The sequence below is a fragment of the Bacillus sp. KS1 genome, assembly GCF_020075515.1.
GTDB classification, from domain to species: domain Bacteria; phylum Bacillota; class Bacilli; order Bacillales; family Bacillaceae; genus Bacillus; species Bacillus velezensis.
In genome coordinates, this window is the sequence record NZ_JACAWW010000014.1 from 1 (window position 1) to 13,151 (window position 13,151).

The window sequence follows — 13,151 nt, forward strand, 5'->3', positions numbered from 1 at the left end:
ACCCGTTCCCATGCCGAACACGGAAGTTAAGCTCTTCAGCGCCGATGGTAGTCGGGGGTTTCCCCCTGTGAGAGTAGGACGCCGCCAAGCTATCTTACCCAGTTCATGATGAACTGGGTTTTTTATATGAAAGATTACATAGATATATAAAGCTAATGCCTTTCAAAGGCATTAGCTTTTTTGTTTACATTGATTTTGCTTTGCTGTTGTGATGTTGAAGATTGTTTGATTTTATTGTCTCGAGCATTCTTAAACTGAACACAATCAGCAGCATAAGGAGCATCAGTGCAGTAAACAGCCAGAACGCAGTTTGTGCGGGATATTCATCTAAGCTCCAGCCGACGGCGATCGGAAGGAGTGAACCTCCTAATCCGTTTGAAGCGAGCAGAATACTGGTAGTCGTTTCTGTCTTTCCGGGGTAAAAATGATTCGTGATGATTAGGGCTATCGCAAACATGCCCGCCATGAACAGTCCTAAAAAGAAGCAAAGGGCAAAACCGAACCATACGTTTTTGCTTAATGCTAATACGGTAAGTGCAGCCAGACCGCCAATGCTTATGAGACGAAGATAACGGTGATATGTCAGCTTTTCTGATACCGGGCCTGTTAATAACCTTCCGATGATCATGCCCGTCCAATACACTGTAACTGTTATCGTTGCCAAAGAGTTGGGGATACCCCATTTCTCAGCGAAGATGGAGGGGATAAAATGTACAATGGAAACTTCACTGCCGCCGTAAAAGAAGAAGTAAGCACCCGCCAAGGCAATAAACAGCAATCCGTGTGACCGATAACCGGTGCTTTCTTTTTGAGTGTCATCGGAAGAGACCTCTTTGCGGATGAGAAGCTGATCAATACTGCCGAAACTCATCTGCTTCCATGCGATTAAGAGTGCAAAACTGGATAACCCTAATACTAAAAAAGCAATTGTCCACATGTGGTTGTTGATAAGAAAGCCTGAGAGCAGGGGCATGAACAGCGCACCTAATCCGTAAGCGACCTCCATCTTGCTCATGGCCACAGCCTGTCTTTCTTTAATAGCGGTGAGGATGATCGTGCCTACACAGGATTCCACCAATCCGGCGCCAAGCCCCGCGATGCTGACGAGAAGAAATAGCAGCGGCCAGGGCGGCAGGAAGGTGATGAACATTTCACAGCTGATGAGTGCCAGGCCAAAGATAACGACGTTTTTGCGCCCAAGCTTTTTCACCATGTAAGGCATTCCGATGACACCAATGAGAAAGCCCATGAACTGAGAGAATACCAATACTCCGCCATTACTGTAGCTTTGTGAATAATGTGTGAGTAACTCAGGCAGTACGGCTCCCAGAATAACAAGTGTAAAAGCAATCGATCCATAAGAAAAACAGCTTATCCACAGCAGACGAGTTTTCATCATTTTATCTCCTTATTAGTAAAATCATATTTCTCTCTACTCGTATGACATGATGTTTTTACAAAAAATCCAAGTACTGTTACTATATCACATAACTTTTTCTTGTACATCTCTTATGGTAACGTTAACAAATTGTTAACATTTTTTACAAGAAAGATCGTTGACATTATTTTCAATAATTTATACGATAAAAAGCGAAATTCTAATAATTTCATAGGGGTGGTATTTGTGGGAACGAAGGAAATCACGAATCCAGACAGCTTGTATTACAGTGTTGACGATGTAGTAATGGAGCGCGGAGAAGGGATTTACCTGTACGATCAAGAGGGAAATGAGTACATTGATTGCGCCTCTGCCACGTTTAACTTGAATTTAGGATACGGTAACAAAGAGGTCATTGATACGGTTAAAGAACAAGCCGATAAGCTGATCCATGTAACATCATCTTTTCAAACAGACGCCGTAAATAAACTGGCAGAAAAACTAGCAGAAATCGCCCCCGATAATCTCACAAAAGTACACCCTAAAGTCAGCAGCGGTTCCGGTGCAAATGAAGGAGCTATTAAAATGGCTCAGTATTACTCCGGAAAAACCGATGTCATCTCCTTATTTCGAAGCCACCTCGGACAAACGTATATGACTTCCGCTTTGTCCGGCAACTCATTCAGAAAAGAACCTTTCCCGCCGCAAATTTCTTTTGGCCTGCAAGTCCCTGATCCCTATTGCAGCCGCTGTTTCTATAATCAGAAACCTGATTCATGCGGTATGCTGTGCGTAGAAAGAATTAATGATTTTATTGAGTATGCGAGCAATGGAAAAATTGCCGCCATGATTATTGAACCGATATCCGGAAACGGTGGAAACGTCGTTCCGCCTAAAGAGTATTTTAAACAGCTGAGAAAGCTTTGTGATGAACATGATATCGCTCTGATTTTTGATGAAATTCAGACCGGGTTCGGACGGACGGGCAAAATGTTTGCCGCGGACCACTTCGATGTGAAACCTAATATGATGACGGTAGCAAAAGGGCTCGGGGGCACAGGCTTCCAAGTCGCCGCCACTCTGACGGAGGACAAGTATACCGGGCTTCCGGGGTATACGCACTCCTTCACGTACGGCTCAAATGTGATGGCCGCCGCTGCCGCGTGTAAAACCATAGATATCATGCAGCGTCCGGGATTTTTGGAAAATGTAACGACGGTCGGTCATTATATTATGGATCGCTTAGAAACGATGAAAGAGGATTTCGCTTTTATTTCTGAGGTAAGAGGCGTCGGTCTTATGATCGGTGTGGAGATTGTTAAAGAGAACAATGAACCGGATGTGGAGCTGACCAATTATATTGCTAAACGGGCAATGGATTACGGGCTGATTCTCCGGACATCCCGTTACGGATTCGGAAATGTATTTAAGATCCGTCCGCCTTTAACCATAACACTTAGTGAAGCCGAAGTGCTCTGCTACAGACTTCGTAAGCTATTGGAGGAAATCAAGTGAGAGACTATATCATTGGGCTTGGACAATTTGTTTATCAAAAGGTGAAAAATCAAAAAGGCACACTGAAAAACCGGCTTGTAAACGGCTATTCCCCGGGAGGCGACGCCCAATTTAACATAGACGCCGCTGCTGAGGAGGCGGTGCTGGATTATATTCAAGAAAAGGGCCATCCGGTTGCTTTTTACACGGAGGATGGCGGCCTGAAGCTGATTGGAGAAGATCCGCAATATATTTTAATTGTAGATCCGATAGACGGAACGCGCCCGGCCGCCGCGGGACTTGAAATGTCGTGTATTTCGATTGCGCTTGCTTCGTATAAGCCAAACGCAAAGATTAAGGATATCGAATTTGCTTTTTTACTTGAATTGAAATCAGGCGCTTTTATGTACGGTGATATATACAGCGATGCCATTCATTTTGAAGGGTATCATGGAAAATTGCCGAATTTGAGCGGAGTGCGGGATATTAAAAATATGTTTTGGAGCCTTGAATTTAACGGGCATCCGGCGCAGCTGATGACGGACGCATACGGCCATCTGATTGACCAGTCGGCCAATAATGGCGGGGTTTTTGTTTTCAACAGCGCTTCTTATTCGATTTCACGAATTATTACGGGGCAGATGGATGCTTATGTGGATATCGGCAATCGTCTGCTGAAAGATGATCCGAAGCTGCTTTCAGATTTTCAGCAGGTCGGGAACGGGCAGGTGCTGCATTTGTTTCCTTATGATATTGCCGCAAGCGTCTTTTTGGCGAAGAAGGCGGGGGTGATCATTACGGATGCATACGGCCGGTCTTTGGACGAAACACTTCTGACAGATTTAAGTTATCAGAATCAGCAATCATGTATTGCGGCATCAACGAAAGAGCTTCATCAAACATTGTTAGACCAAATCCGCTGGGGCAGAAAGGAAGAGAAATATGAAGGCGTTGGTCTGGACTCCTAATGATAAGCTTGAATATCAAGAGGTGGACGAGCCTCAAATTCGAAAATCCAATGATGTGAAAGTGAAAATTTTCGGCACTGGTATCTGCGGAACGGACTTAAATGTGCTGAAAGGAAAAATGAATGCAACCCATCATATGATTATGGGGCATGAATCGGTGGGAGCGGTCGTGGAAATAGGACCGGACGTGACAAATGTAAAAGTCGGAGACCGCGTCGTGATAGATCCTACGCAGTTTTGCGGGAAATGTCATTATTGCCGGAGAGGGCTGACGTGTTATTGCGAAACCTTCGAGGATTGGCAGCTCGGAATCGGGGCGCACGGAACGTTTGCGGAATATTACGTGGGGGAAGACAGGTTCATGTACAGAATTCCGGATTCAATGGAATGGGAGCGGGCCACATTGGTTGAGCCTCTCTCCTGTGTACTGAATGTTGTGGACAAGGCTTCGATTCAGCCTCAGGACTCGGTCTTGGTTTTGGGGTCCGGACCGATCGGACTGCTTGTGCAAATGATGGTGAAAAAACTGGCGCGATTGACGGTTGCGACTGAAATAGGCAGTTTCCGAAGCGAGGCGGCGAGCCGGATATCGGATTATGTCTACCACCCTGAAGCATTAACCGTGGATGAAGTGAAACGGATTAATCAAGGAAGAAAATTTGATGTGATTTTTGACGCGATCGGCAACCAGCTTGATTGGGCTTATCCTTTCATTGAAAAGGGAGGCAGAATCGTGCCGATGGGCTTTGATGATACGTATGAGATGACGGTCAGGCCGTACCAGCTGCTGTCAAACGGCGTAACGATTGTGGGCACAGGTGAAGCCCGCCAGATCATGGAAGCCGCGTTAGCATGCGCGTCCGACCTTCCGCAGCTCTATGATCTTATTACGGAAAAGACGGAACTGAAGAATTATGAAGAAGCCATTGATCATCTCATGGGCATCGACCCGGTGACAAAAGAAAGAAAGGATATCAGCGCAATAAAAACGATTCTTGTGTCTGATCCGGAACTTTTATAAAAGCGGAAACGGCTCCAGTGAGAGTCGTTTTCTTTTCTTATTTATACGGTCTTGCACATTTCTTTAAAATTTAATATGATACTCTTTGTTAACAATTCCTTTCCTCAACGACATTATACTCTGAGCGTGTCCTCTTTTTCCCCGTAAGCTTGCCTCATATTCCACAGATGAAAATCAATGTTTCCAACTGATAGGGTGCGGATTTTTATAGTGAAAAGGAGTCGTTATCATTTGAAAGATTATACATTACAGCAGCAATGGTTCGGAAATGTCCGTAAAGACATTCTGGCCGGTATTCTGGTTGCTCTCGCTCTGATCCCTGAGGCGATCGGATTTTCAATTATTGCAGGTGTCGATCCGATGGTCGGCCTTTATGCATCATTTTGTATCGCGATTATTATTTCTATCTTCGGCGGCAGACCGGGAATGATTTCAGCCGCTACGGGTTCAATGGCGGTTGTCATGGTGACATTGGTGGCTGATTACGGGCTGCAGTATTTGTTTGCGGCAACCATTTTGACAGGTATTATTCAATTTATTCTTGGTGTCAGTAAGATAGCGAAATTGATGAAATTTATTCCGCGTTCGGTCATGATCGGATTTGTGAATGCTTTGGCGATCTTGATTTTTTCTGCGCAGCTGCCGCAGTTCAAAGGAGCTTCATGGGTCATGTACGCCATGCTTGCCGGATCACTGGCTATCATATATCTATTGCCGAAGGTTACGACGGCTGTGCCGTCTCCGCTGGTGGCGATTATTGTCATGACGATCATTGCGGTGGTCTTCCATGCGGATGTCCGCACGGTCGGTGATATGGGCGGGATTACAAGTTCACTTCCGCATTTCTTGATACCGGATGTTCCGTGGACGTTTGAGACATTGCGGATTATTTTCCCGTATTCTCTGGCGCTTGCATTCGTCGGATTGCTTGAGTCGTTGCTGACGGCCCAGATCATTGATGAAATGACGGATACGGATAGTGATAAGAACAAAGAAAGCCGCGGACAAGGCATCGCCAATATTGTGAACGGATTTTTCGGAGGCATGGCCGGATGCGCTATGATCGGCCAGTCTGTCATTAATACGAAAGCCGGCGGACGCGGCCGGTTATCGGCTTTTACGGCCGGCGCGTTTTTAATGTTTTTAATTGCCGTATTAAGCGGTATCGTCGTGAAAATTCCGATGGCTGCGCTGGTGGCCGTGATGGTTATGGTGTCCATCGGCACGTTCGACTGGTCATCGATTAAAGGTTTGCGGAAAGCGCCCCTTACTGATTCGATCGTTATGGTTATTACCGTCGTGACGGTCGTCCTGACAAATGATTTATCAAAGGGTGTCTTCGCGGGTGTGCTGCTAAGCGCGATCTTTTTTACGGCGAAAATTTCTAAGCTGAAGATTGTGTCACATTCCGAACAGAAAGATGTCAGAACATATAAGGTAACGGGACAGATCTTTTTTGCTTCCGTGTCTGAGCTCATGAATGCCATCGTTTATGATGAAGGCGTGAAGCGGATTGTCATTGATTTGACCGATGCCCATGTGTGGGATGATTCGGGAGCGGCGGCTCTTGAGAAAATTGTCGCCAAATGTAAAGAATACGGAATTGAGGCTGAATTAAAGGGATTAAATCAGAAAAGCCGAGATTTAATGAAACAAATGGCATAGAATTTGTGAAGTCCGGATGAATATATCCGGGCTTTTTTTCGGTTAAATTTGTGGGTTTGCATTGTTATAATGAATGAGATTTGAAAACCGTGATATAGGAGACTTGCATATGATGTGGCTTCAGAAGTTGAACCAAGTGTTGGGGAGAATCATGCCGCTTTTGACTCCGTCAAGTGTGGCGGCGGGTGTGCTGTTATCTCAGCATATCAGCTGGATGGCCGGCGCTGTGCCGTGGATATTTGCATTTATTACATTTACGGGCAGTCTGAGTGCCAATTTTCAATCGCTGAAGCGCAGTATCGAGAAGCCGCTCCCGATGATCATGGCATTGTTTGTTCTGCATATTTTCATGCCTGTTTTTGCATGGGGAAGCGGCCATCTGATTTTCAGCGGTGACCCTTTAACTGTGACGGGTCTGATTATGGGTGTGGTGATTCCGACCGGAATTACGAGTTTGATTTGGGCTGCGATGTATAAGGGAAATGTCGGATTGACGCTGTCTATTATCCTGGTTGATACCGTGCTTTCTCCTTTTATCGTACCGTTAAGCCTGTCTGTCCTGGCCGGGGCGAATGTTCAGATGGATGTGTGGGGAATGATGAAAGGGCTGGCGGAGATGGTGGTGATTCCATCCATCGCAGGGATGATAGTCAACCAGTTTTCCCCGCCGGTAAGGACTCAGGCAATAAGCCGGTCGCTGTCTCCTTTTTCAAAAATCTGTCTGATGATTGTCATTGCCATTAACAGTTCGGAAATCGCGCCGTATGTCACGCACGTGGATATCAAATTTGCGGGCATCGCAGGCATGGTATTTTTTATTGCCATGACGGGTTATGCCGTGGCTTGGCTGATCGGAAGACTGATGAAGCGGAGCCAGGATGAAATCGTGTCTCTGATTTATACAGGGGGCATGCGCAATATCAGCGCCGGAGCCGTTCTCGCCGTGTCTTTCTTTCCGTCTCAAGTGGCGGTTCCGGTCGTCATCGGGATGCTCTTTCAGCAAATCCTTGCCGCTTTGTTCGGCTATTTGCTGAGACGCTTTGAACTTAAACCGGTCGTGATGAAGTATGAAAAAAACCGCTCAGCTACGTGAGCGGTTTTTTCCGTACAGCCAGCTTAGAGCTGATTTGAATTGTCGTTTGAATGCTTCTTGATGGTGCACGGTGCCTTTTTCAACAGTGAAAGAGAGCTGAGATTGAGAAAAGCCTTTTTGCCTCAGGCTTTCATGCACGTCTTTATTTTGTCGGATCATGGTGTTTTGGATGTTGTTTTTATGCTCAGCTTCGCGGCTGCCGACAGACATATAGATACGCTGCCGTGCCGGACGCAAAGATGCGGAGCGGACATACTCTGCTGATTTTTCATACCAGAAGGAACCGGAAATACAGCCGATTCTGCCGAATATTTCAGGCTTCTGTAACATCGCGTATACCGAAAACAGTCCGCCTAATGACGCGCCGATCAGGCCTCTCATTTCTGGATGTGCAGAAATGTGATGCATATCTTCAACAGTGGGAATGATGACATTTGTCAGCTCCTCGAGAAAGAGCCTCCCTTTGCCGCCGAAATCATGAAACGCAGGGCTCAGGGAAGGCGCGGGCCACGGTGTGTACTCATCGAGCCTGTCAGCCGGTTTGATGCCGATGAAAATCAATTCGGGAAGTGTTCCGTTCGCAAATTGGGATTCAAGCTTATCCATCTGTTCTAAAAACAAAGAACCCCCGTCCAGTACGTATACACAGGGTACAGCCCCTGTTTGAACCGAATAGGAGTGAGGAAGATACACAGTGCATTCCTTTCCGTTTATCCGGTGTTCTGTAAGGGTGCCTCTCATGCATCCAGCCCCTTCTTTTGCTTAAACAGAAGAAAAAAGAAATAAGGAACGCCGAGAATCGCAAGAATAATTCCCGCCGGCACTTCTGAAGGCTGAAAGAACAATTTGCCCGCAAAGTCGGCGGATATGACGAGGAGCATACCGACCAATCCGCTGACCGGTAATGAGTATCTGTGCTCAATCCCGGCGAGCCTGCGGGAAATATGGGGCGCGATCAGTCCGACAAATGCCATGCTGCCCGCTGCGGTTACACATGCGCTGATCAAAGCGATGCAGGCAATGAGTAAAATCGTTTTTTCTTTATTGGTTGAAACACCGAGGCTTTTCACCGTGTCCTCATCGAAACGAATGGTATCCAGCAATGACGTTTTCGCCATAAGAAGAGGAATGAACAAGATCAGCCACGGAAGGATCGCCGTAATGGTCATCCAATTTGCCGACCAGATGCTGCCGTTTTTCCAAACCATCGCCATCTCATAATCCTGCGGGTCCATTTTTAATGAAAGAAATAAAGACAGCGCGCTGAATCCGGAATTCATGGCGATCCCGACGAGAATAATTCTGCCCGATTCCAGATGCCCCCGGTGCCAGGCGAAAATATAGATCAGCACGGCCGCCATCAATCCTCCGATGAGGCCGAAGACAGGCATACCCATCGCAGAGGCAAGTGCCGTCGCTTCAGATTGTCCCTGAAACAGAAGCATAAACGTGACGATTCCGGCTCCGGCTCCTGCATTAATGCCCAAAATACCGGGATCGGCAAGACCGTTTTTGGTAATGGCCTGAATAACGGCTCCGGCTATCCCCAACCCGAGTCCGATGGCAGCAGCCATGACAATGCGCGGCAGCCTCAGCTGAAACAGCAGAATGTCATATTGCGGATTCGGATGGATGCGGAAAAGCGTACTAAGCAGTTCACCCGGCTTTGCGGAAAAAGAACCGCTTGTCATGCTGAAATAGCTTACGAGCAATATGAGAGCAATCAGAATGATATAAATTCCGGCCATTTTACGCACCACGCTGATTCCCTCCTTTTCTTTTAATCAAATAAAGAAAGAAAGGAACACCGATGATAGAAGTGACAACTTCAATAGGCGTCTCAAACGGATAATTGATGAATCGGCTGGCAAGATCGCAAAGAGTCAGGAAGACGCCGCCGATGATGCACGCGCATGGGATCAGCCTGCTGTAGTCCGATCCGACGAGAAAACGTGTGATGTGCGGAACGACCAAACCGACAAAGGCAATTTTTCCGGCGAGTGCCACCGAGCTTCCTGTCAATATGACAACGGCCGCCATCGCCATGAGTTTGATGGTTCTTTTCTGCTGTCCCAGACTTTTTGAAATGTCGTCTCCTAATGATACGGCAGTGACCTTTTTGCTGAGAATCATGGCCGTGATGATTCCGATCGCAAAAAACGGGACGGCCAGTTTCAAAAAATCAGGGTTCATTTGATGCAGTCTCGCACTGTACCAAAAACTGAAATCCTGCGAAATTTGAAAATAAATCGAAAGCGCAGCCGACAGACTGCTGAGAAGCATACTGGTCACCGTTCCGATAATGGCAAGCTGCACCGGGGTAAAACCGCCGGGAAGAATGGAGGCCAGCCCGAAAACAAGAGCGGCGCCGAATGCGGAACCGATAAACGAGTATATGATCATTTCAATGGATGTCGATTGAGGGAGCAATACCATGCAAAGGGTGATGATAAAAGCGGAGCCGTCCGACACACCCATGATCGAAGGCGAGGCCAGATAGTTCCGTGTGATTCCCTGCATGAGCGCTCCGGAAACAGCAAGGGCGGCGCCGATAAACATAGCGCCGGCAGCCCTCGGGATTCTTGAATGCCATATGATCTGATGGTCGGTATTCTCCGGATTAAAGTGCAGCAATGCGGAGAACACGGTATGGATGTCAAGCTGCTTTGCGCCGTATAAAACGGAAAGCAGCAGTGACAGAACAATGGCAATCGGTGAAGCAATGATAATAATGTGTGTCCGCCGTTTTGCATACATGTGAAAAACCTACTCTTGATTAGTCTTGAGTCAATTTGTCAGCCGCAACCTGTAAGAAGCGGATTTTACTCCAAGCGGTTCCGCCTTGGGCTAATGGATCGATCGTATTGACGTATACATGGTCTTTTTTGACTGCCGTCAGGCTCTTCCAGATCGGATTTTTCTCTAAGTCTTTCAAAGCGTCCGGCTTATCTGCGTTTTCGTCATCAGAGAATTGTACGAAGATGTGGTCAGGGTTCATTTCGCTTAATTTTTCAAGAGAAATCAGTTCCTGCGCTTTCGCCGCTTTGACTTCGTCCGGCGCCTTCAGGCCTAAATCACCGTAAAGCGTGGAGTTGAAATAAACTTGTTCAGGATAGATATAGATATTGCCTTGTCTGATTCTGATGACCAGCGCGTTTGACTGTTTCGCTTTGCTGTTGATCTTTGTTTTTGTCTTTTTCAGGTCCTGTTCGTAATCTGCGATGATTTTTTTCGCTTTTTTCTCTTTATCTGTAAGCTGGGCGAGCAGCATCATGTTTTCTTTCCAGTTTGATGAGATATGAGAGACAGGGATCGTTTCGGCGGTGCCGCTCAATTTTTTCAACGTTTTTTCCGGGAATTTGGTTGATGCCAGAATGACGTCCGGCTGCAGCTCAAGAATTTTTTCCATATTCGGCTGCATTTTTTCTCCCGTTGATACGGATTTATCTGTAATATCTTTAAACAGTTCCGGGAATTTGCCGGAGAAAGAAATTGCTCCTGCCGGATGAACGTCAAGCAATTTGGCGTCTTCCATTGACTCTACGCTGCCTGTAATGGCGATTTTGTCAGTCGGCGCTTTGACTTCATATGTTTTTCCGAGATATTCGATTTTCTTTTTATCTGAAGAAGCGTCCTTTCCTTTACTTGCTGTATCAGATGTTTCTGAGCTTCCGCAAGCCGCGGCCGTGAAAGCCAAAAGCAAAATCATGAAAGCGAATGCCAATTTCTTCATCTATTGTTCCTCCTGTTCAATTGATAACTATTATCAATTGGAATTATAGAGAAGGATCAGGGATAAGACCATGGATAATTTCCGGCATTACCATGGACGATCTTCGGATAAAATGGAAATGCTTTGCTCGATCATCCGCTGATGTCCGCTTGGAGAATATTCAATCCACGGGTCAGATGATATGGGAAACACGCGTTTATTGCTGACGGCTCTAAGGTTCTGCCATATTCCGGTCTGCTGAATCCGCTGAAAATAACGAAGCGTTTCCGGTTCTTTACAAGTGAAAAGCATGATGCAGTCAGCCTGGCAATCCGCCAGCATTTCCAAGGAAATCTTTTCGTCAGGAGCAAAAGATTCCGGTTTTGCGGAGGCAAAGCCTAAATCACCGAAGAAGACATCCTCAATACTGTTGTTATGGGCGATGTACATATTTTCTTTATATACACGGATAAATAAGAACCGCTGATGCCGCACGTGTTTAAGAGCATCTTTCGCTGAATGGGCGAGACTTTGATAAGCTTTAAGCCAGTGCCGCGCTTCCTGCTCTTCATTCAAATATGCGGCTGTGCGAAGAAACTGGTCTCTCCAATTCTCTTGAGCCGGAAGGTAAAAAACGTCAGTGATGTCATTCAGGCGCTGTTTTTCTTCTTCACTGACAGAATCAAGACTGAAAATGATGTCCGGGGCAGCTTGGGAAAGCGTGTGCAAGTTCTCTTCCCAATTTGCATTATAGCGGTAAGCACTCAGGTGAACCGGAATATCGGAAGAGAATTGTTTGTAATAATAGGCCGTCCATTTCGGGTGCAGCGCCGCAGCGTAAGGCACGTGATGCAGAGGAATCAGATGTCCCATCGTTTCTTTTCCGTAAGCGGCCATTTTTGTGCCCCTTTTTTTCATATAGCTTGTAGGTGAGCTGCCGGTATGTTTTTTAAAGATGCGGCTGAAATAAAATTCGTCCTGGTAGCCGATTTGATGAGCGATTTCCCGCAGTTTGCAGTTTGCCTTGGCCATCAGTTTTTTCGCATTGGTTATGCGGATGTCTGTGATATATTCGGTTACGCTCTGCCCGTATAGTTTTTTAAAGGTTTCACTGTAATGCTTGGGACTGATTCCCGCCATATGAGCGAGCTGGGTGAGCGTGATTTTTGTGTCGGACTGAGCATGTATGAATTGTTTTGTCTGTTCGATCGCCGCTTTCGTATTATTTTGATGGCATACTTTTGCGGCATAAAGGTCGTACATCAGCTGCTGAAAGTCGGCTGTGTATTTCATTTTCTGCAATGCATCCGCCGATCGCACGTTTTCAGAAAGTGACTGAAGACGGCTTGTCAAATGATCAACCGTTTGTAAATGCATTTGCTGAAGTCCGTGGAAGATGTCTTCCCCATTATCCGGAAGCATCGCTTCATCATCTGATGAATAGGAGAAAACACGGAGTCTGACGATATACAAATGGATGCCGCCTGACGATATAGGGGCAATATTGAATGTCTCATCACAAGGACAGATGTAGAGCGTTTCCTTCTGCAGCGGAAAGCTGTCTGTTCCGATATCAATTTGTCCCTCGCCTTTCACATGAAAGATCAATACGGGGGAATCAGTGAGCTGATGCTCTGACAGAAGGTCGGCTGTTTTTTTTACGGAGATGATATCAATGGGCTGAAAGAATAATGTGTTTTTCATGAGAAACCACCTTTTAGGAAACATTCATTTAAATGATAACTGTTATCATTTAAATTGTACCAAATAAATGAATGTTTTCCTATAAAAAGCGGAAATGTGAAATGCGTCAAAATGTT

Annotated in this window: 11 protein-coding genes and 1 rRNA gene; 6 read left to right on the forward strand and 6 right to left on the reverse strand. The window is 46.2% G+C overall.

Annotated features, from left to right (window positions below):
• A 5S ribosomal RNA gene (gene rrf, locus HWY38_RS06665) occupies positions 1-90 on the forward strand; the annotation flags it as partial.
• Positions 91-184: 94 nt separating this feature from the next.
• Here the strand turns inward: rrf and HWY38_RS06670 are convergent.
• Positions 185-1,396, reverse strand: coding sequence for an MFS transporter (locus HWY38_RS06670; RefSeq protein WP_224181572.1), 1,212 nt, complete (start codon positions 1,394-1,396; stop codon positions 185-187).
• 228 nt (positions 1,397-1,624) lie between these two features.
• Here HWY38_RS06670 and HWY38_RS06675 point away from each other — a divergent pair, with 228 nt between their 5' ends.
• The 5 genes from HWY38_RS06675 (at position 1,625) to HWY38_RS06695 (ending at position 7,619) form a co-directional block, all read left to right on the forward strand.
• A complete protein-coding gene (locus HWY38_RS06675; protein WP_029326112.1) occupies positions 1,625-2,893 on the forward strand; it encodes an aspartate aminotransferase family protein in 1,269 nt (422 codons plus the stop codon).
• A complete protein-coding gene (locus HWY38_RS06680) occupies positions 2,890-3,840 on the forward strand; it encodes an inositol monophosphatase family protein (RefSeq protein ID WP_224181502.1) in 951 nt (316 codons plus the stop codon). Before HWY38_RS06675 ends, HWY38_RS06680 begins: the two co-directional genes overlap by 4 nt.
• Positions 3,815-4,861, forward strand: coding sequence for a zinc-dependent alcohol dehydrogenase (locus tag HWY38_RS06685; protein ID WP_044802661.1), 1,047 nt, complete (start codon positions 3,815-3,817; stop codon positions 4,859-4,861). The genes HWY38_RS06680 and HWY38_RS06685 overlap by 26 nt, the downstream gene beginning before the upstream one ends.
• Before the next feature lie 231 nt (positions 4,862-5,092).
• Positions 5,093-6,526 carry a SulP family inorganic anion transporter gene (locus tag HWY38_RS06690; RefSeq protein WP_095061746.1) on the forward strand — a complete coding sequence of 478 codons (1,434 nt, stop codon included), beginning with the start codon at positions 5,093-5,095 and terminating at the stop codon, positions 6,524-6,526.
• 151 nt (positions 6,527-6,677) lie between these two features.
• Entirely contained in the window at positions 6,678-7,619 is a 942-nt protein-coding gene (locus HWY38_RS06695; RefSeq protein WP_099567254.1) for a bile acid:sodium symporter family protein, read from the forward strand.
• Here the strand turns inward: HWY38_RS06695 and HWY38_RS06700 are convergent.
• The 5 genes from HWY38_RS06700 to HWY38_RS06720 form a co-directional block, all read right to left on the reverse strand.
• The gene (locus HWY38_RS06700; RefSeq protein ID WP_224181503.1) at positions 7,608-8,360 is read right to left on the reverse strand and encodes an alpha/beta hydrolase; all 753 of its coding nucleotides are present in this window, start codon (positions 8,358-8,360) and stop codon (positions 7,608-7,610) included. The genes HWY38_RS06695 and HWY38_RS06700 overlap by 12 nt on opposite strands.
• A complete protein-coding gene (feuC, locus tag HWY38_RS06705; protein ID WP_032872817.1) occupies positions 8,357-9,367 on the reverse strand; it encodes an iron ABC transporter permease FeuC in 1,011 nt (336 codons plus the stop codon). The genes HWY38_RS06700 and feuC overlap by 4 nt, the downstream gene beginning before the upstream one ends.
• 1 nt (position 9,368) lies before the next feature.
• On the reverse strand, positions 9,369-10,376 hold the full coding sequence (locus HWY38_RS06710) for a FecCD family ABC transporter permease (RefSeq protein WP_224181504.1): 1,008 nt from the start codon (positions 10,374-10,376) through the stop codon (positions 9,369-9,371).
• Between the two features lie 19 nt (positions 10,377-10,395).
• Complete coding sequence (locus HWY38_RS06715) at positions 10,396-11,352, reverse strand: ABC transporter substrate-binding protein (RefSeq protein WP_038456754.1); 957 nt, start codon at positions 11,350-11,352, stop codon at positions 10,396-10,398.
• Positions 11,353-11,439: 87 nt separating this feature from the next.
• Entirely contained in the window at positions 11,440-13,035 is a 1,596-nt protein-coding gene (locus tag HWY38_RS06720) for a helix-turn-helix domain-containing protein (protein WP_224181505.1), read from the reverse strand.
• Between the last annotated feature and the right edge of the window lie 116 nt (positions 13,036-13,151).

Coding starts and splice junctions, on each gene's coding strand:
- HWY38_RS06720 (WP_224181505.1), bottom strand. CDS start 13,035: ATGAAAAACACATTATTCTTTCAGCCCATTGATATCATCTCCGTAAAA.
- HWY38_RS06695 (WP_099567254.1), top strand. CDS start 6,678: ATGCCGCTTTTGACTCCGTCAAGTGTGGCGGCGGGTGTGCTGTTATCT.
- HWY38_RS06685 (WP_044802661.1), top strand. CDS start 3,815: ATGAAGGCGTTGGTCTGGACTCCTAATGATAAGCTTGAATATCAAGAG.
- HWY38_RS06700 (WP_224181503.1), bottom strand. CDS start 8,360: ATGAGAGGCACCCTTACAGAACACCGGATAAACGGAAAGGAATGCACT.
- HWY38_RS06710 (WP_224181504.1), bottom strand. CDS start 10,376: ATGTATGCAAAACGGCGGACACACATTATTATCATTGCTTCACCGATT.
- feuC (WP_032872817.1), bottom strand. CDS start 9,367: ATGGCCGGAATTTATATCATTCTGATTGCTCTCATATTGCTCGTAAGC.
- HWY38_RS06715 (WP_038456754.1), bottom strand. CDS start 11,352: ATGAAGAAATTGGCATTCGCTTTCATGATTTTGCTTTTGGCTTTCACG.
- HWY38_RS06670 (WP_224181572.1), bottom strand. CDS start 1,396: ATGAAAACTCGTCTGCTGTGGATAAGCTGTTTTTCTTATGGATCGATT.